The organism is Shewanella xiamenensis (assembly GCF_014647135.1).
Lineage (GTDB): Bacteria > Pseudomonadota > Gammaproteobacteria > Enterobacterales > Shewanellaceae > Shewanella > Shewanella xiamenensis.
In genome coordinates this window covers 142,888-163,728 of record NZ_BMOP01000006.1, presented here as the reverse complement: position 1 = coordinate 163,728, position 20,841 = coordinate 142,888, and the positions used below count along the sequence as shown (strand labels likewise).

Here is a 20,841-nt window from a genome sequence, read left to right as displayed (position 1 = left end):
ATCTAAACACTGTCTGTACGCTAAGGTAAAGTTAACGCTTGCCCAGCATCAAGACGGCGCCAATATTACGGGCGGTATTGATTAGATTGGTTTTGGCGTTAGCTAGCACATCGTCCAGCGGACTTAAATGTGGAATGATGGGGAAAATCGCCGCCATACCTTGCTCGAGCACCGCATTAGCATTGTCGCCAAGGCAACCCGCAATGCCGATAGTCGGAATATTTTGCAGCTGCGCTTGCTTTAATACACCCATCGGGGTTTTGCCAAATATGGTCTGGCCATCGATTCGGCCTTCACCCGTAATGACAAGATCTGCGCCGCGAATTTTGTCAGCCAGTCCTACCGTTTGCATCACAATCTCGACACCGGGTTTAAGCTCAGCGCCTAAAAAGGCCATCACGCCAAGGCCCATACCGCCCGCTGCGCCCGCGCCAGCTTGATTGCGGTGATCGGTTACACCACTTTGGGCTATCACATCGGCATAGTGACTCAGGGCTGAGTCTAAGGTGCTCACCATCTCGGGTGTTGCGCCTTTTTGCGGGCCAAAGATGGCCGAAGCGCCACGCTCACCGCACAGCGGATTATCGACATCGCAGGCCACTTCAAAGGTACATTCTTTCAGTAGCGGATGGGCGTTGCTCATATCGATATTGGCAAGCTGAGACAGTGCCGCGCCGCCCGCACTTAAGGTTTTACCTTGTTTATCCAGCAGTAAAATATCCAGCGCTTGGGCCATACCTGCGCCGCCATCATTGGTTGCGCTGCCGCCCAAGCCTAAAATAATGTGTTTTATCCCGCGATTGAGCGCATCACAAATCAGCTCGCCCGTACCATAACTGGTGGTGATCAGCGGGTTACGCTGATCCCTTGGTACATGGTGCAAACCCGAGGCGGAGGCCATTTCAATCACCGCAATCGTGCCTTTGGCTTGCTGGCCTAAAATGCCGTAATGGGCTTTGACTTTATGGCCGAGTGGCCCCATGACCTCTAAATTGACAATGCTGCCGCCAGTGGCATCGACCATAGATTGCACTGTGCCTTCGCCGCCATCGGCGACGGGGATTTTGACAATCTCACAGTCTGGGATCACTTGTGTTAAGCCTTGTTCGATTGCGTTAGCCACATCGAGTGCGCTTAAGCTCTCTTTAAAGGAATCGGGGGCAATAACTATCTTCATTCAAAATCCTACAGCTTTTTGGGCGCTTGGTTGCGCCCAAGGACAAGATAACAGCGGCTTAGAGCAGCACTAAGCTTAGTACATACACGGCCAGCATGGAGGTTACACCTTGGATAAGGGTCGCCATGGTTTGGGCTTTATAGGCTTGTTTAACGCTCATGCGGCTAAATTGAGTCACCACCCAGAAGAAACTGTCGTTGGCGTGGGAGACTGTCATGGCGCCGGCACCAATTGCCATTACGGTTAACACGCGGCCCATTTCGCTGCCAAGACCGATATCGCCCAGCATTGGTGCGACTAAGGCTGAGGTTGCCACTAAGGCAACGGTGGATGAACCTTGAGCCGATTTTAATGCTGCGGCGACGATAAAGGGCATGAAAATCCCAACGCCGAGTGCTGATAATGAGCTGCCTAAAAAGTCACCAATAGGTGTGGCTTTTAACACGGCGCCGAAGGCACCACCGGCACCAGTGATCAAAATAATCGGTGCTGCGGCGACTAAGCCTTGGCTAATGCGCTCGCTAAACTCGGCGATCTTGTTATCGCTTTTCAGTAATAGCAGTGACAGGAATAGACCGATAAGCAGGGCGTTAACGGGTTGACCGAGGAAGACTAATAGGCTGAATAGGCCTTCTTTGCCCAGTGGTGCAGAAGGGAAGTTAGCGATAGAACCTAAACAAATTAAGAGAATAGGCACAAAAATCGGTGCAAATGCCTTTAATGGGCTAGGGAGTGTGCCGTAGCTTTGTTTTAAGGATTCAAAATCAGCGGCTTGAGCTTTGAGTTCTTCCGCGCCTTCGCCATCAGGTTCAACCCCTGCAAAGCGGTTCGCCCATAGCATGCCCGCAAGTGAGGCAACGGCAGCAACAAATAAACCAACACCAATCACTAGGCCCAAGTTGGACTCTAAACCTAAGTTACCTGCTGCGGCGATAGGGCCAGGTGTGGGCGGTACAAAGGTGTGAGTCGCATAAAGACCTGTCGCTAACGCCACGCTCATGGACACGCTCGAGACCTTCATGCGGTTTGCCATGGATTGTTTAAGCGAGTTTAAGATCACAAATCCTGAGTCACAAAACACCGGAATCGACACTAAGTAGCCGATAATCGACATAGTGAGTGTTGGGAAGCGTTTGCCCAAAACTTTAATCACCACATCTGCCATGGTGATGGCGGCGCCGCTCTTTTCGAGGATGATACCGATAATGGTCCCGAGCACGATCACAAGGCCGATATAGCCGAGGATATTACCAAAGCCAGTGGTGATGGTTTTTGCAATATCGCCACTCGGTAAACCATAGGCGAAGGCGCCAATAAAGGCGGCTAGAATTAAGGTTAAAAACGGATGGAGCTTAAATTTTGAGGTCGCGATAACAATAAATGCAATCACGCCGATGAGGATGAGCACTAAGTTCATAGATTGTCCCGTTCAGTCTTGGCTGAAGTTCTTAAGTGGTTCTGGCTGTTTTTGTAGGGCGCGGCGGTTATCTGATCCTAAGTTCAAATAAAGGCTGCTTTAAGGTCAGCCTATTATTGAATACTGCGAATTGAATAGCTTTGGTTAAACTGACGGAATTACGGTATAAACAGGCCATTATTTTGTGCGTGTGCACAAAATAATGCGTGTGACTTCGAATGCAATAGCAGAAATATTGTTGCGAGGGGTTGGTAAACCTGCGGTTTACCAACCTTAAAAGTGTAGCGTTTAATATCTTGAGTTATTGACGACGAATAAAAGACTCAACATAAGCCGCCGTTCTGGCATTAAGTATCGGATCGGCTGAGGGGGCAATGCCCTTAGGTAATAACAGTGGGTTAAAAATGCCTTTATCACACTGTTGCACTTGGGGAGCGCTATCGCGGTCCCCGTTAATCACCACTTGGCCGACCAGTAATCGCTTACGAGTCTCAGGCCAAATCACCGTTGGATTATTAATGTCATCACCCGATTCTGCCAGTTGAATATAGAGGTTCCATTGTGCTGGCTGGGTATTAATGCGCTGGAGTAATTCTGCCTTTAAAAAATCATCACCCAGATTAGCCAGTTCGCTGGCAGAAAGGGCTGCTGTGCCGGCGACGGGTTCAAAAATCCATTTACCCGCAACGCTGTTATTTTGCTTGTCGGTAAACAAAAAGCTGTTTACGCCAAAGTAGCGGCTATTGGCAAAACTGGGGCTGGGTGGCAGCTGTTTTACATACTCGAAAAAAGCTTTGGCATCGGGCTTATTATCGATAAGCCATTGTTTACCTTCGGCGCCTTGTTTCACTTTGGTCTGAAAGGTAAAAAAATCATCCAGATTACTAGCAAAGAACACTGGCACATTGGTGGTGACAAAGTTCAGGTTTTCTTTATCGCCATCAATTTTGAGTGACATAAAGCGCCCAGGCGTTTTGTCGGATATTTGAGGATTGGTGCCACCAAGGGAAAAACGAGCAGTAACCTTAATTTGGCTTTGATTAAAAAATGGAATCGTTAGCGAATCTTGTAACTCTGGGTTGGGCGCAAAATAGCCGGAGGTGCAAAATCCTTTTGTGTGATTACGCAGTTTCACTTTTTTGCCGGCTTCGCGACTTGCCGCATCCGGCGTGCCATTGACGGCATCAACCAGTTCGGGAATGGTTTTTTCAGCGGCGATTAATGTGGGTGAAGTTAGTGCTAAGCCTGTGATGATGCAGGCTTTGGCAAGTAAAGTCAGTTTGAATAGGGTCATTGTTATTCCTTCAATGGACTGTAACGAGCGTTCGAAATGTCGACGCGAGAGAGTTATCCAGAAATATAGGACAGGAGATACGGTATAAATCTTTCACCGAATGTATTGCTTACTCAATAGTGTAGTAATAGTGCAGTAAATGAGGTTAGTTTGAGACATGATTGCGATATCCATTGATTGCTTAAGCCACGTGAGTTAAATACTCAGTCGTTGAATTCGGCGGCTAAAGGAGCGTCTTGTTAAACAGAGGCCGCTACTTTGGGCTTGCAGAAGTATCAAGCAGTTGTCCCAGATACAGACTTAATAAGCCGTGTAAGGATTGAATATCAGTTTTGGTTAATTGCTGAATTTTATCTAGACGATATCTTAAGGTATTACGGTGGATAAACAGGGCATTGGCGCATTGCTGCGCATCACCAAAGTGGGTGATGTAGGCGGCTAAAGTTTTACGTAATTGGCCATTTTTATCGGCCTGCGTTAGTTGCTGATAGGGACTTGCTAGCGCTTGGCCGCGCCAGTCATGCTTGAGTCCTGAGAGCAGCACTTGTAAGGAATAATCCTCAAATAGGTATTTTGTGCCTTCAGGGTTGAGCTGTTTACCTAAGCTCAACGTTTCTTGCGCGGTTTGATAGGAGCGTGCAATCCCACCTTTTACGGGAAAAAAGTGGCCCAAGGCAATTTTAAAATTTAAGTCCATCTGCGCCGGTAATCGTTGCAATAACTTATCAATACGTTGGTTTTCAAGCTCGGGATCCCATTGTTTTCCATCTAGAAAGGCGGGTTTTAGGATCACCAGCTGTGACATGGAGGTCATAGCAATTAGGTTGCCGCGGTCGGGATTTTGCAGTAGATGCAATACTTGCTTGAGGGTTTCGCTGACTCTGGGATTGCGCTCATCACCACCGCTTAGCTCGTTATGTGTTGATGTGTTTACCTGCGATATCATTTTGTGGATGGCAGAGGGTTGTTTTTCACTCACTTCAATAATGGCGGCCACTCGTGGTAGCGTGATATCAATATCGAGCTGCTTGGCCCAGCGATGCAATTGCTCATCGTCATCGGTTTGTGCCTTGATAAGTTGCAGAATAAATTCTTCACGCTGGCGGTTTTCCCATTGCAATTTATCCTGTTGATTGGCTTGCTCGACAATCATCTCGGCGGTCATTTTTAGTAGCTCGCCGTAGTGGGTTAGTTCTGCCGGGTCGCCAGTAATGCCAATCACACCAATAATTTGCCCTTGGTAATGCAAAGGTAAGTTGATGCCTGGTTTTACGCCATGAAGACCGGAGGCGACTTCTTCGCTCAATTCCACATTGCGATTTTGCGCAATCGCGAGTAAAGCGCCCTCATGGGTTGCACCGATACGTTTAGGGTCTCCTGAGCCTAAGATCACGCCTTGACCATTCATCACATTGATATTGTGTCCAATGATTTTCATTGTGCGACTCACAATTTTTTTGGCGATGTGTTGATCCAAAACGTACATAACTCACCTTATTTTTCAATCTATTTATAAACCACTGACGCAAACAGCAACGCAGTTAGGGTAATGGCAAACGACAGAAAAGGGCAGGTGTTTTTTTATCTTCTATACTGATTATTGAACTCAATCGGTTTTAACGTAATTTTAACAAATTGGGTGGGTAAAATGATGGCCGTATTTATTCCCTTTAGTGTCGTTTGTCCCTTAATGGGCTAAGGCAAAGGATATCACGATGAAAGTTTATCTCTTACCGTCAGCACTGGCGATGTGTATAGCGGCGAGTATTCAGGCACAAGCTGTTGAAATTAAATTTAATCACGGGCAATCCTTATCCGCTGCTGTAGGATTGAGCCAAAAACACAGTTTTAAAGAAGTTAAAACGATAACGCTTAACAAAAGCCAAAGTAAAACCAAAGCGTTGCAGTATTTCGATGGGGTGCTGGTGTATGGCCACCATTTGGTTGTTAGCACGGATGATACTCAACTGAGTGCTGAAGGAGATGTGGCACAAATTGCGGATGATTTTTCCGTGGAAGCTGGGATTTCTCAAGGGCAGGCGATTGCGGCCTTGAATAGACTATATCCGGGTTCGGCGGCAACGGGGAAAAAGGACGTACAGCTTATTATCCTGATGACGGGTGATACTCCAAGGTTAGCGTATCGGGTTTCCTATTTAAGCGACCAAACCGATGCATTGTCTCGACCAACGGGCTTTGTAGATGCTCAAACAGGGATGGTGCTCGAGCATTGGAATGAAATCATGACCGCAAAAAGTACCGCAGGTAAACCTGGCGGTGGTGGTTCCGGTGGCGGTAGCACAGCCTTAGATGCCACTGGACCTGGAGGAAATGCCAAAATCGGTGGTTATTACTACGGCAGTGATTATGGTTATCTCAAGGTGAGCGAGTCTAATGGTACATGCACCATGACCAACACCAATGTGAAAACTGTCAACATGGCGAACTCGACTCGCCGTGGTTCGGTGTTCACTTTTACTTGTCCAGAGAACACTTATTTGGCGGTAAATGGTGCTTATTCTCCTTTAAATGATGCGCACTATTTCGGCGGCGTTATTTTTAATATGTACAAGGATTGGTACAACACTGCACCGTTAACATTCCAGCTGGAGATGCGGGTGCATTATGGCCGCAATTATGAAAATGCCTTCTGGGATGGTACGGCTATGTCCTTTGGGGATGGCGCAAGCTATTTCTATCCACTTGTGAGCTTAGATGTTTCCGCCCATGAGGTCAGCCACGGCTTTACCGAGCAAAACTCTGGGTTAAATTACAGCGGCCAGTCCGGGGGTATCAATGAGGCATTTTCGGATATAGCTGGTGAAGCGGCCGAGTACTACATGCGTGGTAGTAACGATTGGAAAGTCGGCTACGATATAGTCAAAGGCGCTGGGGCGCTGCGTTATATGGATACCCCAACAAAGGATGGACGTTCAATTGACAATGCCGCCAATTATACCAGTTCTATGGATGTGCATTATTCCTCTGGTGTTTTTAATAAAGCCTTTTACACACTGGCGACTAAAAGTGGTTGGAATACGCGTAAGGCGTTCGATGTGTTTGTGCTAGCAAACCAGTTGTATTGGACTCCGACATCGACGTTTAATCAAGCAGCCTGTGGGGTTCAGCAGGCCGCGAGTGCTAAAGGCTCAGGCTATCCTGTGGCGGATGTGACAGCGGCATTTTCGGCAGTTGGTGTGAGTTGCCAATAAGCTTATTTTAAACGCAATGCATAAAGTGCTGTGTTGTAGATATTAAGTCGGTCGTTCAAGACCTTTTTCTAAGCCCCTAAATGGGGCTTTTTAATTGGATTTATATTGCCCTCACAAGGCTATCCTGTTGATGATGGTTTTTTATTTCGGTTCTGGAGAGCTTGCCAGTAGGCTAGCAACCCTCTCTTGAAGCGTGGGAAGTCGTTCGCGTTCAAATTCGGGATGCTGCTTTAGCCAAAGGTTGTTTCGAGGGCTAGGGTGGGGCATGACCATCAATTGCGGCCAATACAAGGACCATTGCTCAATCGCTTGGGTTACTGTGACTTTTGGGGGCGACAATGGTGTCGATAACGTTAAGTCCGGTGAGGTTAACTCCCTGCATGCTGTACTAAGACGAGCCTTAGCACGTAGCAGATGGTAATCAATTGCATATTGGCCAAGGACGAGCACTAACTCTACCTGTGGCATCAAGGCTAATAACTTTTCATGCCAAGTCGTGGCGCACTCTGGGCGCGGCGGCTTATCACCTTGCTTTTTACCGTTTCGTTCAATGGTTCCCGGAAAACAAAACCCCATCGGTACTATGGCGAACAGGGCGGGATCATAGAATTGTTCTCTGCTGACATTAAGCCAAGTGCGCAGACGCTCGCCACTGGCATCATCGAAGGGAATGCCCTTGTGGTAAGTTTTTACACCGGGGGCCTGGCCCGCAATTAAGATCCTTGCTTGGCTACTGGCTTGCAAGATAGGTTTTGCTGGCAGGGGAAGCTCGGCCTGACAAAGTTGGCAGGCGCGAATTTGCTTGAGCAGTAAATTGAGTTCGGTTGAGTAAGCGGGCTCGATACTTGGGTGTGGGGCGGTTGTCATCGTTAAGCCCCTAGTTTGCTCAATAGATGATAGAGCCAATAACCAAAGAGTGCATAGGAGGCGGCTAATACAAGATAACTCAATGGCTTAGCACCCAATGATTTAGTGGGAGTTTTGGCATGAGAGGCTAAAGCAATATGGGCCAAGATGATAGCAAATAGAGCGCAGGGCGGCAGTAGATAACTGATGCCGAGAATCAATAAGGCGCCAAGACTCAGTAGCCAGCCCGCATGTTGATTGCTGGGCTGATGAAGTTGGCGTAACTGCAGCGGCAATAAAATCAGCCCAACGCCTACAATGATCATCCCAAGATTGAGTGCAAAGTCGCTCCAAGTGCGGTGTTCATAAAGGGTAAAGGTAAAAGCGAGCAGTGGTACTATCAGTGCGGTTAGTACGTGGCGTTTGGCAAAGATGGGATTACGATACTGACCCGCAAAAAAGAACAGCCCTTGCATTAAGCTATTGATCAGGGTAAATCCACCCAGACCGACGATGATAAATAAGCTTGTTGTGCCACCGCTGGCATCAAATGCCATGGCCGGGGTAGAGAACAAACTTAAGCCTATCAAGGCGGGTACTGGCGATAAACGCCAAAAAGAACAAGTGAAGGACGACATCTGATATCCACTGAAAATTAACGGGCTGAATTAACATCCGCTAAAGTGCTTGTAAACTCAAGGAATACCTTATTTTGAGTGCGAGTTTTGCCCCAGATTCTGATCTTATTCAAGATTTTGTGGGTTGGAATAGCGAGATGTTGTAACTAAAGTGCGGTGAGTTTTTGCATAGTTTCGCGAGCACGAGCTTGCCAGAACGAATAATATTTACTCTCGAAACGTCAACACGCTCTCATAAAAAAGCCCGCAGAGCGGGCTTTTGACCATCAATAACGCAGATTAGAGCTTGTAGCTCATGCTCAGCATTAGCATTTGTGCGGTGTAGTCATGGTTGTTAGTACCAAAACCTACGACGTTCCAAATGCCATCAACAGCGATATCATTTGCGGCGTCATTGTCCTTATAGTTCTCAACTTTGTAATCGAAGCGCAGCGCGAGTTTTTCGGTGGCTTGATATTGAGCATATAAGTTAATGTTATGTACTTTGGCAAAATAATCGCCATAGTCGCCAGTGATACCTTGTCTGACTTGAGTGTTACTGTCGGAGTTGGAATAGGTGTAGTCCAGTCCGAGGCGTAACTTGTTCTCTAGCAGATTGTTGTAGCTAATACCTGCACCGACCACATCTACTTTGTCTTCAATAAAGCCAGTCCATGTTGGGGTGCTGTAATTGTTGCTACCCGCCTGTTCAGACTCAATGATTTGGTAGTTGTAGAAGGCGGTTGCCAGTAAGTCAGCGGTGATCATATAGCTGATATTGGCATCATAACTGGTGTCTTTTGACTCAGTTAAGCCAATCACAGTATCGGTATAATCATCCAACGCGTAACGGGCACCAACATCGATGGTCAGGCTTTCAAGCGGCGAATGGGTGATGCGCGCTTCGACTTGGGTTCTGTCACGGTCAGCCAGATTGTACTTACGTAACAGGCTGTTGGTTTCAGAAGAAGTCCATTCAGATGCTTGGTATTGTGAGCCGTCACGTTTTCCGTAACTGCCTTTTACCCACATGTCCCACATATCGAAGCTATTGACGCGTAAACGAGCCCAAACGGTATTTTCATCCGTGGTTTCACGGTCTTGATAATCACGTTGGTCACGTTTGAAGTCATAACCACCATCAAGTTTAATATCGCGGGTAATACGATAATCTGCCGCGACTTTAAAGCGTTGCGTACGATTATCATAAGGCGTGTTATAAGCCACCTTACCGTTGACATTGTTGATGCTGATCTGGGTCCATTCTTCAACTTGGGTATTATTGTCACGGTCGTAATAATCGTAACTACCTGTCAAGCGAAGATCTTTGCTGACTTTGCTGACGACTTTAAGGTTCATGCCCAATAGATCGACTTTTGCATCAACCGCATCACTTGTTAGCTGGCTGGAATAACGATAGTTATCCGTTACTAACGCCTGATCTTGGCTCATTTGTCCAGTAAGAATACGACCCGATAGGGCGTTACTGCCATCGTTGTACTGTCCCATCAATGACACTGTGTGTGCCTGATTATCGGGATCAAGCGCCAACGTACCTTGGGTTTGGGCACCAAAGGTAGGATTGAATGCACTATCAAAGTCCAATTGGTTGTATTCGTTTTTGAATATAGACCCATTGTAACTGAGCGCTGTGAACCAACGATCACCCTTGAGTTTGACACCCGCTTCAATGGTGTCAGTAGTGTAATCCACTGGCTCTGCTAACATCATCGATTGGTTGAAGAAGCTACCAGAGGCTTGTTTTAAGCCAGTTTTTTCTTCACGCATGTAGTTAACATAGGTGCTCCACAGGGATTCGCCTTGATATTCAAATCCCAATCCCGTGCGTTCACGTTTAAGTGATAATTCAAGGGCATTGAGGCTATCCATCAACAATGGCATTTGGCTGCTTGAACCAGCAGTTACCCAGTTATCGGGTAACGTCAGGTTATTGCCACCAATACCCGCGTAGGGCGATAGGGCGCTATTGCTGTCGTAGGTTGCAATTTGGCGATAGTTTACATTGACGTTGTACTGGCCTTGTTTGCCCGCATTCACATCTAAACGACCGCCATCCATACCGAGTTGATAAGCTTCAACACTGGCACGGTAACCTTTTTCACCTTTAAAGCTTAAATCGGCATCAAATTTGCCCGCGACTTCATTGGATGTTCCAAAGGCATTGGCTGAGCGAATATCCTCTTCGCTGTTATAACCGACACCGACACCCACAGTGCCAGATGTGCCTGTTTCAACCACGCAACCTTTGCAGCTCCATGCGGATAATTTCACTTTATCAGTATTGGCATTAGCAAGACCATAACCATCAGCGGCTACGGCAAAGCCAGTGTTGGCTAATAACGCTAGAGTGATCAAATTGAGTTTAAATTTCATTTTCTCGTCTCCTTAGCGCTGTAATAGCTTGCCAGATGGATGGTTAGAACCATGGACCTGACTATGGCAATTTAAGCAGCTTCTTCCACCCGTAAAGGCATTGTCACCGACATTAGAACCTAAACCAGTGTTACCTAAGTAAGCATTGCTGGCGTGGCCATCGCTAGCATGACATTGCTGACACAGCTGCGGCGCGCGGGTTTTCAGCATGGCATCATTCACACTACCGTGAGGATTGTGGCAAGTGACACAATTCTCAGTGACGGGTGCATGCTCCCAAAGTTTTGGGCCGCGTTTCTCGGCATGACAGGAATAACAGGTATCATTAACACTAGGCTTGTTAAGATCGGAATCTGTCATGCTCCCATGGGGATTGTGGCAGTCGCTACAGGTCATTTGGGCCCATTTGAGTGGATGACTTGAGCGTTTATTCATATCCGCTTTTTGCTTAGTGTGGCAGCTAGTACAGACTTCCATCTCAGTGTTTTTAGATAACACAGGATCTTTAGCTACGTGTACTTGGTGACAAGAAGCACAAGCAACATCGGCGTTGTCATGGTGACCGCCATTCCAAGACATACGTTTATCGTCTTGGTGACAGCTCATACATACGCTGTTTTGCTTATCGGCACTTAAGGTTGATTGCTTACCAAAAGTGATCATCGGCTCGTTGCCGCCTTTGTTGTGCTGACCCATTGGGCCGTGGCACGCCTCACATTGCAGGCCAGCCATGGGGCTTTTTGACGAATCAATCGCGCCGTGGACACCTTTGAAAAGGTCCATCACTTTTTCAGATTTTTTATGGCACATGATGCAAGAGTCTGCACCTTTAGGGGAGTAGTTGCCTTCGGCAAACTTCTTATCCAAGGTCGCTTCGACTTGCTCAGGGGTCATTTTTTCATCCCACTTCGACGCGTAAGCGTTTGGTGTGATACATAAAGACATAACTGCTGACATTGCCATTGTAATGACAAATGCCGGCAGTAGATTTTTCATTTTGTGACTGTTCTTCATAATAGGCTTCCCAATTTGTCCCAACAAAATTCAAGAAAGGGGGAGCGAACTCCCCCTGCTTGGGCAAATTACATTTTCACTTGAGTGTGATCTGCAACTGTTGGGGTATGGCAGTAGAAACAGGTTTCTGACTGTGCCGCTTGGTTGGCTTGAGTATAATCACCATTCACAATCGCACCCATATTTTCTAAACCGTGGCCGATAGATTCTGGCGCGTGGCATGAAGTACAAGTTGCTGTGATTGGGGTGGTGTATTTACCTGCAGAAGTAGCCAGTGCACCTTTCACTTTAAATGCATCTAAGTTGAAGTCGTTGTGGCACTGAGTACATTCTTTGATCACGCCTTGCTCACCGTGAACCACGTGTAGTTTCATTTCGAAACCACCTTTGTTAGCACCGTTTGCATAGGTACCATCTGGTGTGTGACAGGCAACACAAGCATCAACACCCACGATAGGCTTACCGTTTGCGTCTTTGGCATGTGAAACTTGTTCAGACATCACAAAGCCTGCATGGTGACCTTTGTGGATTTCAAAGGTGTCACTGTGACAGCCTTGGCAAGTGCTGAAGTTCACTGAGTTAACATGACGTGTACTAGGCGCTTTACCAGATTTAGTACCAAAGGCTAACTCGGCTTTCATACTGGTGGTTGTGCTATTAGCAGTACAAGCCGTTAATGTGGTACCAGTGTTACACATTTCTAAGCCAATAAAGGTAAAGGCGGTATCAGTATCGCCCGCACCAAATGGCAGTGCAGGAGTAGTGAACACCAGTTTACCATCAGCGATGGTAACATCAGCTTGTAATGCACCATCTTTGACTAGATCTTTGGCCACTTTAGCTGTACCGCTACCTGGGCTCTTGTTATAGCCCATGATGGGGAAGTTAGGTCCAACGTTAGTGATAGTTTCTAAACGTTTAATCTTATTTTGTACACTCGCCGCATCAATGGCATTGCCGTCTTTATCTAAGATAGACACGGTTAATACCGCAGTATTGTCTGCTTGAGCAGCTAATGTTGCAGACATACCTAATTGAGCGATAACGGCTTTTTTGTCAGCGGTTTTAGCTGTATGTAACTCGGCTGTCCAAGTGCTGTTATGGCAGGCGATACAGTTAGAGTTATCGAGTTGTTGAGAGTGGCCTTTACCCGCAGCAAAATCCACAGTGCTATGACAGCTTCCACAGGTTGCGGCAGTTGGAATACGTGACCAGTTGCCCCAATCAGGTGTTGCTTCATTTTCAGTGTGACAGCTTTGGCAGCTTTCTAATGAGCCTAAGGTCAGGTCTTTATGCTTGGCGTGAACTAGAGCATTAAACTCTTTACCTACGCCCACTTTGCCTGCGGTGTGGCACGTTGCGCAGTAGTTAACATCTGAATACGCACCACCATGTTTAACCTGTGCTAAGTCTTGGTGACAAGTATTACAGCTTTCTGTGGCAACGATTTTACGGCTATAACCAGGCTCGGCACCTGTGTCAGCGGTGAAATCTACAAAAGCGTTGCTGTTAGGCACTAAGGTGCCATCTGGTAGTGGCGTATTGTAAGCGCGGATTAGCACACGTTGAGCCAACTGGTCGTTGTAGGTGATCTTAGCATTGGCAGTTAAGTTCATCTTGAAGGTATAGCTGTAGTGGCCGTTCTTCTTGTCAACAAAAGTACCTGGGCAAGTTGAAGCGAGATCACAGGTTTCATCACCAAAGTATTGCCACTGAGAGGCATTACCGGCACCTGTAGCGCCTTGAGGAAGTAATTGAGCTGCTGCAAAACGCATTTTTTGCAGACCCACGACTGGTAAATCGTCTTCGTTGGTGACAGTGAATTCAACACTAGGTACACCGTTAGTCACAACAGATTTGTTGAATGTAAAATTGAGCTTTTGAATAGCGGGAGCTGGCTCTCCACCAGGTTCACCGGGTTTACCATCGTTACCATCGCTACCACCACAGCCTGTTAAGGCCATAGTGACGGCACTTGCTGCAAGCAGCAGTGCGAATTTTGATTTTTTTGCGTTCATCATTTTTTTCCCTGCATAGGTTTGGCATTACTTAAGTGCTTGTCTTCTTCACCCGACAGATTCTTTGTCTGTGCTTTGGTCTTGAAGGCAACCTAAGTGGATGCTGGAAATAGAATTCCCCAAGGAAAGGCTAACCTAACATGCCTCTAAAATCTTCTAAGCCTTTGCTAATGTGTGACTTGGATCTTTCTATTTCTAAAGAGGTAGTTAAACCACAGGGGAAAAACAAATTTAGATCAAAAAAACGGCGGATTGTGAAGCTAAAATAAAAAAGAGAGAGGGGATACCTCTCTCTTTTTGTTCTTGCTCTCTATTGAGAGAATTACGTCGACTTAGTTACCGTGAGCTTCCATCAATTGTGATGGAGTATGGCAAGTCGCACAGCTTTCAGAGGCACGGGTTTGAACATCTGCTGCACTTGAGCCATTTAAGATACCGCCATTAGTCTCGATGTGCGATTTAGCAGCGTCAGACAGATATTTCTGGTGACAACTTAAGCATGCACCCGCATCGGAAGATACCCAAATTTCTGCACCGTTGTTGTTAATATCACCAAAGCGCCATGCACGTTCTGGTGATCTGCCTAAAGCAATACCTGTTACAACGTTTGATTTATCTGCAGTATGACATGTTGCACAATCGGTTTTTAGTACAGTACCGGATTGTACGCCTGCATATTTCAGATAATGTCCTTCACGCTCGTGCGCTTTCCAAGCAAAGCTGGTTGGTATCTTACCGCCTGGATAGGCCGCATCATTTTTCAGGGTTTTGTCCGATGTATGACAAGTTTGGCAGTTGACGCCATTGTCATAATGGTGGATTACTTGATTATGACAACCTTGACACTTAGCTGGGTCAATGATTTCACGGCGTACACCTGGTTTAGCACTTTGGTCAGCAGCTGTTCCGTTCCAAACAAAATGGAATGGAGCTTCTTTGATCATAACTTTACGTACATTGGGTGTAGAGCAATCGGTCATCACAACATCTGAAACACCGTAACCGCCGTTGTTGAAACAAACTTCAAGAGTTGACCATAGTTCGAAAGTTTTACCTACAGCGTCTGCAGGAAATACCATTTTACTAGCAGTTAACGAATAAGTTTTGTTAGCCGCATCAAATGTACCTTCCGATAGCGCAACGCGACGAGAAGAAGATGAAGCGTATTCTGGGTAGTTTTTATCACTATCCCATGCAATAAGCACTCTACTTGACTGATTTATGCTGAGTTTATCTACTGCATTACCAGAACCGTCTAAGATTTGGACTTTGAATGTTAATTTGCCATTAGCATCTGCTGCAATGTCAGTGAACTTAACGCTCATTGCTTCTGCATCTTTGTAAGCTTTAAGCACATCACCATGTCGCTTAGTTGCACTACCTGTACCACCGTAAGGCTCTGTCGCATTGTGGCAAGAGGTACAGTCAGTGCTGCTATGGTGAGCAGATGGTTTTTCAGTATGGCAACCAATACAAGCTTGATTGCTTAAATCTGCTTTGAATAGGTCTGCATTGGCAGGTGCACCAGCACCTTCAACGTGACAGGCTGAACAATCAGCAGCAGGTTTTAATGGGAAGCCTACTTTGCCGTAGTCGATCACTTTACCACCGTAACCGACAATCTTATAAGGAGCAGGTACTTCTGCGCCTGTCTCATCGAAGGTATGACGTTCGCCACCTTTGTGGATAGCATGGATCATATAAGTGAATTCAATGCTATTGCCTGACTCTGGGTCGCCAGATGTTGCAGTATGGCAAGAGGCACAGTTTTCAATATCGATACGACGACCACCATGAAGCTCTAAGCTTTCAGGTTGGTGACAGGTATAACAAGCTTGAATAGAAACCACGTTACGGGTTTGAATACCTTCAGTCTTACCAGTAGAAGGTTGCCAGTCGAAATGGGCGTTGGCTGTGAGTTGTGGTAATTCAAGCTCCATCGTCGCGCGTTGAGTCGCGTCAGCACTGTAAGTAACGGTTAATGGCTCAGTTACATTAGCAATGTTGGCTTGGTAGGTGTAGCTATAGCTACCATCACCATGGTCAACTAAGCAAGTGTCACATTTACTTGCTGCTTCAACGTTTGCTTGGTATTGGGCTGATGGCTTGAGGTTATCAACGCCGGATGGAATGGTACCTGGCTCTTTTTTGGCATTAATATAAGCTTGCCATTGATAACCGCGGTTAGCTTCAGTTTCACCCACTTTTTCTTTAACTGGAGTTAATTGCGCAATACCAAACCGTAAATCGTGATCTTTAGTTAAGCCTAATACGGCAACGCCATTAGCATTTTCCAACGTAAAATCAACGGTGACTTTGCCTGCATCAACAGTGGCATTTGTGAATTTTGCTTTTAAGGTTGAGGTTGAGTTGATATTGACACCAACAACGCCTGGTTTACCGTCTTCACCATCTTTACCGTCACTGCCACCGCAGCCAGTGAGAAGAAGTGAAAGTAAACCGGCACCCAACATCGCTTTTGTTGCGGTATTGAAATTGAACCGTTTCATCATGATATTTCCCTGCAATAGTTTTAATCATCATTAAACACTTATCAAATAAGAATAAATCTCATTATTGGCATTTAATGTGTGGGATTAGATCCCACCTGTAAGGCTAACTAAGTCATTGGTATTTATCAGTCACTTTAAGCGGGTTATGTGATTGAGATCTGACTATTTCTTTAGAGGTAGAAGACTGCATAGTATGAGTTCCTTTTATATCTGCAGTTGCAGGCCTTTTGGCCTGCATCATAGGGTTAATTAATTGGGTGGACTTTGAGTACATCGGCGACGGCCCCTTGTCCATGGCAGAATGCACAGGTTTCAGTGCCTGCGGTTGCATCAGCTTTGGAGCCTGCAAACACGGCCCCTTGTTGCTTCATATGATTGTGGGTCGCATCACTTGAGTGACAGTTACTGCATACGGCGGCAATTGGGCTGGTAAAGGTGCCATTGTTAAGCGCAAGCGGTTGAACCGCTGTATTTAAGGGCAGGGCAACCGTTGAAACGCCTGCTGCATCTTTGATATGGCATTGAGCACAATTACCGATTTTGCCTGGGTAGTTGAGATCTGCAAAACCAGTAAATTGGCTGGTATGGATGCCATGAATTAACTGCTTAAAGTCAAAGGAGGTAATGGAGGGATTTGCCGCAGTAGCGTCGGCCTGCATATTCGGGTTGTGGCAAAGTTGGCATTGGCCTGCTAAATCGTTGCGCGCACCATGAATATTCAGTTGTTGATCGCCGTGGCAGCTAGCACAGTTGGCATTGCTAATGATTTCGCGGCGGCCAGTGCTGGTTAATGCAGACATATTGAAGTAACTATGACTTGATTTGATCACCAGCACTTCTGCCTGTTCGGTGCTGCAATCCACTAATACTTTATCTTTGGCGCAAACTCGACCTTGAATCGCTAAGCCGCCATGGTCGGCCTCAGTACCAGCGGGAACGGTGAGACCTGAAATAGTGTAAACGTAGGTGCCGTTGCTGCCAGAAACTGGCGTGGAGTCAGGGAGACGAATTGAGCGCGCGGAGCGGGTGCTGTAATCGAAACTGGTTCCCCAGTTAGCATAAACCCTTAGGTCGCTGATAAATTTGAGTTTATCTGCGCTATCTAGGTAAACAGTGCCTGTGCTGGGGTTGGTCAGGGTCACCGCAACAGTCACTGTGCCATTGGCATCCATGCTTGCACTACTGATGCTAGGACTAAATTGAGCTAACGCGGCTGTTTGATCTTCATTACCGTGTACGCTTGCGGTCCAATCGGCATTATGGCAAGCAACGCAATTGCTATTATCTGCTTGCGCAGGATGGCCTTGGCCCGCAGGGAAATTAATTTGGGTATGGCAGGCACCACAGGCTTCCATGGTGGGTACCCTATGCCAATTTTGACGCTCGGCTAAATCTGGATTATCAACGTGGCAAGTCTGGCAATTACTGATGGATTGAGGGAATCCCGTTAAATGTTTGCTGTGTATCATTTGCGGGAAAATATCCGCGGGATTGCTGACCTTCTTACTGTTATGGCAGGTTACGCAGGTTTCAACTTGGTTATAACGTCCACCATGGAACGCTAAATTGTTGTGGCAGCTATTACAGGTTTCAATGGTAATTAAGTTACGGGTATAAGCTAAGGTATTCCCCGAGGTTTGCCAATCATAGTGCTGATTAGTTATAGGGAGCGCTGTGCCATCGGCTAATGCATCACCGCCCAGTTTGATGACTACTCGTTGGGTGGCGTCGTTAACGAATGTCACCCCATTCATGCCGTTAAATGTGGCGCTAAAACGATAGCTGTAATGGCCGTTTTTATGGTCAACAATCGTGCCTGGGCAAGAAGCGGCGCACGTTTCAGAGGTGAAATGTTGCCACTCACTGCTATTACCAGCACCTGTGGCGCCCTGAGGTAGTAATTGCGCCGCAATAAAGGTGGCTGAAGGAATACCAACCACGGCTTCATCGTCTTGATTGCTCACCTGATAATCGACTTGGGCAATGCCGTCGGTCACGGTAACTTTATCGACCATGATGTTTAGGCTAGTGATCGTTATTGCGGGTGGTTTCCCCGGCTCACCGGGTGAGCCATCATTACCATCATTGCCCCCACAAGCGGAGACAAGTGTGGCGAGGAGCAGCATCAAACTATATTGTGTGGTTAATTTGGCAAACTTGTTCATATTTCTATCCTTGGAATACGCTGTCAGTGCCTAAGTTACATTTGGTAGCTTAAGGTCAAACCTAAGTAATGAGCATTGTAATCGTGGCTGATGTCGCCAAAACTGAGCACATTGGGGACCGTGTCCCAAGTGATGTTTTGGTTTTGCCAGTTTGCATCTTGATATTTCTCGAACAACCAATCGAAGCGTAATGACATACTGTCGGCCAGCTTATATTTGGCGTAGGCGTTAATATTGTGCTTGCGACTGTAGTAGTCACCGTAGGGGCTAGTGATGCCATAGGTGATTTCAGTATCGCTTTGACCATCGGAGTAGCTGTAGTCCAATCCCAGATCTAAACGATTATCCAGCAGGTTTTGATAGGCGATACCCGCGCCAATCAGGGTCGATTTCTCTTCAGCGGTGCTGTACCAATCAGGTGTTGAGAAACGATTGCTTCCGGCCTGATCTGAATCGCGCCAGTCTTGGTTGAGATAGGCGTTAAGACTTAGATTGTCGCTAATTAGATACTGCGCAGTTACATCGTAGCCAAGGTAAGACACTTGGGTGAGCCCGACTGATGTATGGTTATAGTCATCATCAATACTGTGTAAACTCGCACCCACAGAGAACCCTATATCGGTTTGGTAATCTGTGTGCAAGGTGACTTTTTGACGTTTGCGATCAGCAAGATAAGACTTACGTAGCCAAGGATTACTCGGACTTTGTGTGCTTGTTACAGCATCGTATTCACTGCCATTACGATCTAATACTTCGCCCTTTAACCAAGCTGACCAAGCTGGCGAATAGCGGTAGCTGAGTTTGGCAAAGAGACCCGATTCATCGATGGACTGCCTATCAAGCTCCGAATAAATGATTTCATCTCGGCTATATCCCGCTTCAGCATAGGCCGACGGCGATAGGCGGTATTTGCCTTTGAGATCAAATTGTTTACTGCGTTTATCGTAGAGACGATTTGTAGCTGTGCCTTGATAAAAGCTGTCGGTCACGACCTGTGGGAAATCTAACTGAGCCGTCTTGTTTTCCCTGTCTTGATAGTTATAACTGGCTTGAACACTCAAATCCTGTGTGATGCGGCCTGAATACTTAAGCACCATATCTAGGACGTCCACTTGGGCATCTAAATTATCGGTTGGCAGCAAAGGTGAGGGGCCATTAATGGTCGCAGGCAGAAAAGCCTCATCCTGTGACATGTTACTGATGCCCGCGTGCATAAGGATGTTATGGCCATTTTGACCACCACTGGCCTCGGCTGCGATCCGATAGGCCTTATTATCTGGGTCGACGGCATTTTGGCCAAAGTAGGCCGCACCAAATGTGGGCGTATAGGCCGATTGCCATAGCAGTGCCTGATGGTCATTCTTGTATTGGCTTATCTGGCTGTTTATGCCCGCTTGCCAGCCTGCGCCGCCAAAATAGACTCTGGCATCGATTTCATCTGTGCTGTCATCAATGGGCTGCGCCAACATCACACTGTTAGTGAGAATATTTGCGCTGGTCTTTTTCGCGCCGCTGCGGTTTTCATGCTGGTAGTTCACCGAGGCTTTGTAGCGGCTGCTCGATGAGATATGGCCTGCGAAGTAACCGCCGAGGTTGAATCTATTCCGCGTAATGCTTAAGTCCTGTTCGATTAAACTCGATTGCAGTAACGGCATGGATTGGGTCGTTGCTCCCTCTACCCAATTATCAGGCAAGAGCATCTTATCGTTATCGGTGAGATAAGGGCTTTTTAGCTGATTGTATTGGTAATTGGCGAGACCTTTATAACCCAATTGGATTTGATAGTGTCCGGGTTGGCCTGTGGTTAGCTTGGCAGAACCCGTATCAAATCCCAGTTTATCGGCCTCTAGCCGGGTTTGGTAACCACTCTCAGCTTGGTATTGCATATCGGCGCCCACAGCACCGACCAAGCCATCTTTATCCGTGCCAGTGCGATTACCAAAACGGCTATCTTCGCCGTCATTATAGGCGAGCGTGGCGCTGACGTTGCCTTGGCGCCCTGTTTTGGGTTGGCATTGCTTGCAGCCCCATGCCTCACTTTTTACGCCACTGCGATTCGCTTTTTGGATTTCATATCCTTCCGCCTGGGCTGTGTTGAGTACGCCACTAATCGCCCAAGCCAGTAATGTGAGTGAGAAACAAGCTTTAGGAGTCGATATGTTCATTATTTGCAT

The 20,841-nt window shown here is 46.8% G+C and carries 13 protein-coding genes; 1 reads left to right on the top strand and 12 read right to left on the bottom strand.

Annotated features, from left to right (window positions below; translation table 11 throughout):
- Positions 1-31 precede the first annotated feature (31 nt).
- From IEY09_RS07970 to IEY09_RS07955, 4 genes are all read right to left on the bottom strand, one after another.
- Positions 32-1,177, bottom strand: a complete 1,146-nt coding sequence (locus IEY09_RS07970; RefSeq protein ID WP_188870548.1) for a glycerate kinase — start codon at positions 1,175-1,177, stop codon at positions 32-34.
- 58 nt (positions 1,178-1,235) lie between these two features.
- Entirely contained in the window at positions 1,236-2,594 is a 1,359-nt protein-coding gene (locus tag IEY09_RS07965) for a GntP family permease (RefSeq protein WP_037427906.1), read from the bottom strand.
- A gap of 301 nt (positions 2,595-2,895) precedes the next feature.
- Positions 2,896-3,888, bottom strand: coding sequence for a catalase family peroxidase (locus IEY09_RS07960; RefSeq protein ID WP_188870546.1), 993 nt, complete (start codon positions 3,886-3,888; stop codon positions 2,896-2,898).
- Between the two features lie 253 nt (positions 3,889-4,141).
- The gene (locus tag IEY09_RS07955) at positions 4,142-5,374 is read right to left on the bottom strand and encodes a sugar diacid recognition domain-containing protein (protein WP_069454670.1); all 1,233 of its coding nucleotides are present in this window, start codon (positions 5,372-5,374) and stop codon (positions 4,142-4,144) included.
- A 229-nt stretch (positions 5,375-5,603) separates the two neighbouring features.
- Between IEY09_RS07955 and IEY09_RS07950 the strand changes: the two genes are divergently transcribed.
- On the top strand, positions 5,604-7,100 hold the full coding sequence (locus tag IEY09_RS07950) for a M4 family metallopeptidase (protein WP_037427910.1): 1,497 nt from the start codon (positions 5,604-5,606) through the stop codon (positions 7,098-7,100).
- Positions 7,101-7,241: 141 nt separating this feature from the next.
- Here the strand turns inward: IEY09_RS07950 and IEY09_RS07945 are convergent, their stop codons facing one another.
- The 8 genes from IEY09_RS07945 to IEY09_RS07910 all read right to left on the bottom strand — a co-directional run bounded on the left by IEY09_RS07945 (position 7,242) and on the right by IEY09_RS07910 (position 20,841).
- Complete coding sequence (locus IEY09_RS07945) at positions 7,242-7,967, bottom strand: uracil-DNA glycosylase family protein (RefSeq protein WP_188870544.1); 726 nt, start codon at positions 7,965-7,967, stop codon at positions 7,242-7,244.
- A 2-nt stretch (positions 7,968-7,969) separates the two neighbouring features.
- Positions 7,970-8,584 (bottom strand): hypothetical protein, encoded by a 615-nt coding sequence (locus IEY09_RS07940; RefSeq protein WP_188870542.1) that lies wholly within the window; start codon positions 8,582-8,584, stop codon positions 7,970-7,972.
- Positions 8,585-8,863: 279 nt separating this feature from the next.
- Positions 8,864-10,957 carry an MtrB/PioB family decaheme-associated outer membrane protein gene (locus IEY09_RS07935; RefSeq protein ID WP_047537712.1) on the bottom strand — a complete coding sequence of 698 codons (2,094 nt, stop codon included), beginning with the start codon at positions 10,955-10,957 and terminating at the stop codon, positions 8,864-8,866.
- Between the two features lie 12 nt (positions 10,958-10,969).
- Positions 10,970-11,971 (bottom strand): decaheme c-type cytochrome MtrA, encoded by a 1,002-nt coding sequence (gene mtrA / locus IEY09_RS07930; RefSeq protein ID WP_037417148.1) that lies wholly within the window; start codon positions 11,969-11,971, stop codon positions 10,970-10,972.
- Between the two features lie 68 nt (positions 11,972-12,039).
- The gene (locus IEY09_RS07925) at positions 12,040-13,992 is read right to left on the bottom strand and encodes an OmcA/MtrC family decaheme c-type cytochrome (protein ID WP_069454675.1); all 1,953 of its coding nucleotides are present in this window, start codon (positions 13,990-13,992) and stop codon (positions 12,040-12,042) included.
- A 329-nt stretch (positions 13,993-14,321) separates the two neighbouring features.
- A complete protein-coding gene (locus tag IEY09_RS07920; RefSeq protein ID WP_173944703.1) occupies positions 14,322-16,502 on the bottom strand; it encodes an OmcA/MtrC family decaheme c-type cytochrome in 2,181 nt (726 codons plus the stop codon).
- A 245-nt stretch (positions 16,503-16,747) separates the two neighbouring features.
- Complete coding sequence (locus tag IEY09_RS07915; RefSeq protein ID WP_188870540.1) at positions 16,748-18,667, bottom strand: OmcA/MtrC family decaheme c-type cytochrome; 1,920 nt, start codon at positions 18,665-18,667, stop codon at positions 16,748-16,750.
- 35 nt (positions 18,668-18,702) lie between these two features.
- The gene (locus IEY09_RS07910) at positions 18,703-20,841 is read right to left on the bottom strand and encodes an MtrB/PioB family decaheme-associated outer membrane protein (RefSeq protein WP_188870538.1); all 2,139 of its coding nucleotides are present in this window, start codon (positions 20,839-20,841) and stop codon (positions 18,703-18,705) included.

What these genes read in the sequence shown, in the direction of transcription:
- IEY09_RS07915 (WP_188870540.1), bottom strand. Translation starts at nt 18,667, where the DNA reads ATGAACAAGTTTGCCAAATTAACCACACAATATAGTTTGATGCTGCTC.
- mtrA (WP_037417148.1), bottom strand. Translation starts at nt 11,971, where the DNA reads ATGAAGAACAGTCACAAAATGAAAAATCTACTGCCGGCATTTGTCATT.
- IEY09_RS07910 (WP_188870538.1), bottom strand. Translation starts at nt 20,841, where the DNA reads ATGCAAATAATGAACATATCGACTCCTAAAGCTTGTTTCTCACTCACA.
- IEY09_RS07945 (WP_188870544.1), bottom strand. Translation starts at nt 7,967, where the DNA reads ATGACAACCGCCCCACACCCAAGTATCGAGCCCGCTTACTCAACCGAA.
- IEY09_RS07965 (WP_037427906.1), bottom strand. Translation starts at nt 2,594, where the DNA reads ATGAACTTAGTGCTCATCCTCATCGGCGTGATTGCATTTATTGTTATC.
- IEY09_RS07960 (WP_188870546.1), bottom strand. Translation starts at nt 3,888, where the DNA reads ATGACCCTATTCAAACTGACTTTACTTGCCAAAGCCTGCATCATCACA.
- IEY09_RS07935 (WP_047537712.1), bottom strand. Translation starts at nt 10,957, where the DNA reads ATGAAATTTAAACTCAATTTGATCACTCTAGCGTTATTAGCCAACACT.
- IEY09_RS07925 (WP_069454675.1), bottom strand. Translation starts at nt 13,992, where the DNA reads ATGATGAACGCAAAAAAATCAAAATTCGCACTGCTGCTTGCAGCAAGT.
- IEY09_RS07950 (WP_037427910.1), top strand. Translation starts at nt 5,604, where the DNA reads ATGAAAGTTTATCTCTTACCGTCAGCACTGGCGATGTGTATAGCGGCG.
- IEY09_RS07970 (WP_188870548.1), bottom strand. Translation starts at nt 1,177, where the DNA reads ATGAAGATAGTTATTGCCCCCGATTCCTTTAAAGAGAGCTTAAGCGCA.
- IEY09_RS07955 (WP_069454670.1), bottom strand. Translation starts at nt 5,374, where the DNA reads ATGTACGTTTTGGATCAACACATCGCCAAAAAAATTGTGAGTCGCACA.
- IEY09_RS07940 (WP_188870542.1), bottom strand. Translation starts at nt 8,584, where the DNA reads ATGTCGTCCTTCACTTGTTCTTTTTGGCGTTTATCGCCAGTACCCGCC.
- IEY09_RS07920 (WP_173944703.1), bottom strand. Translation starts at nt 16,502, where the DNA reads ATGATGAAACGGTTCAATTTCAATACCGCAACAAAAGCGATGTTGGGT.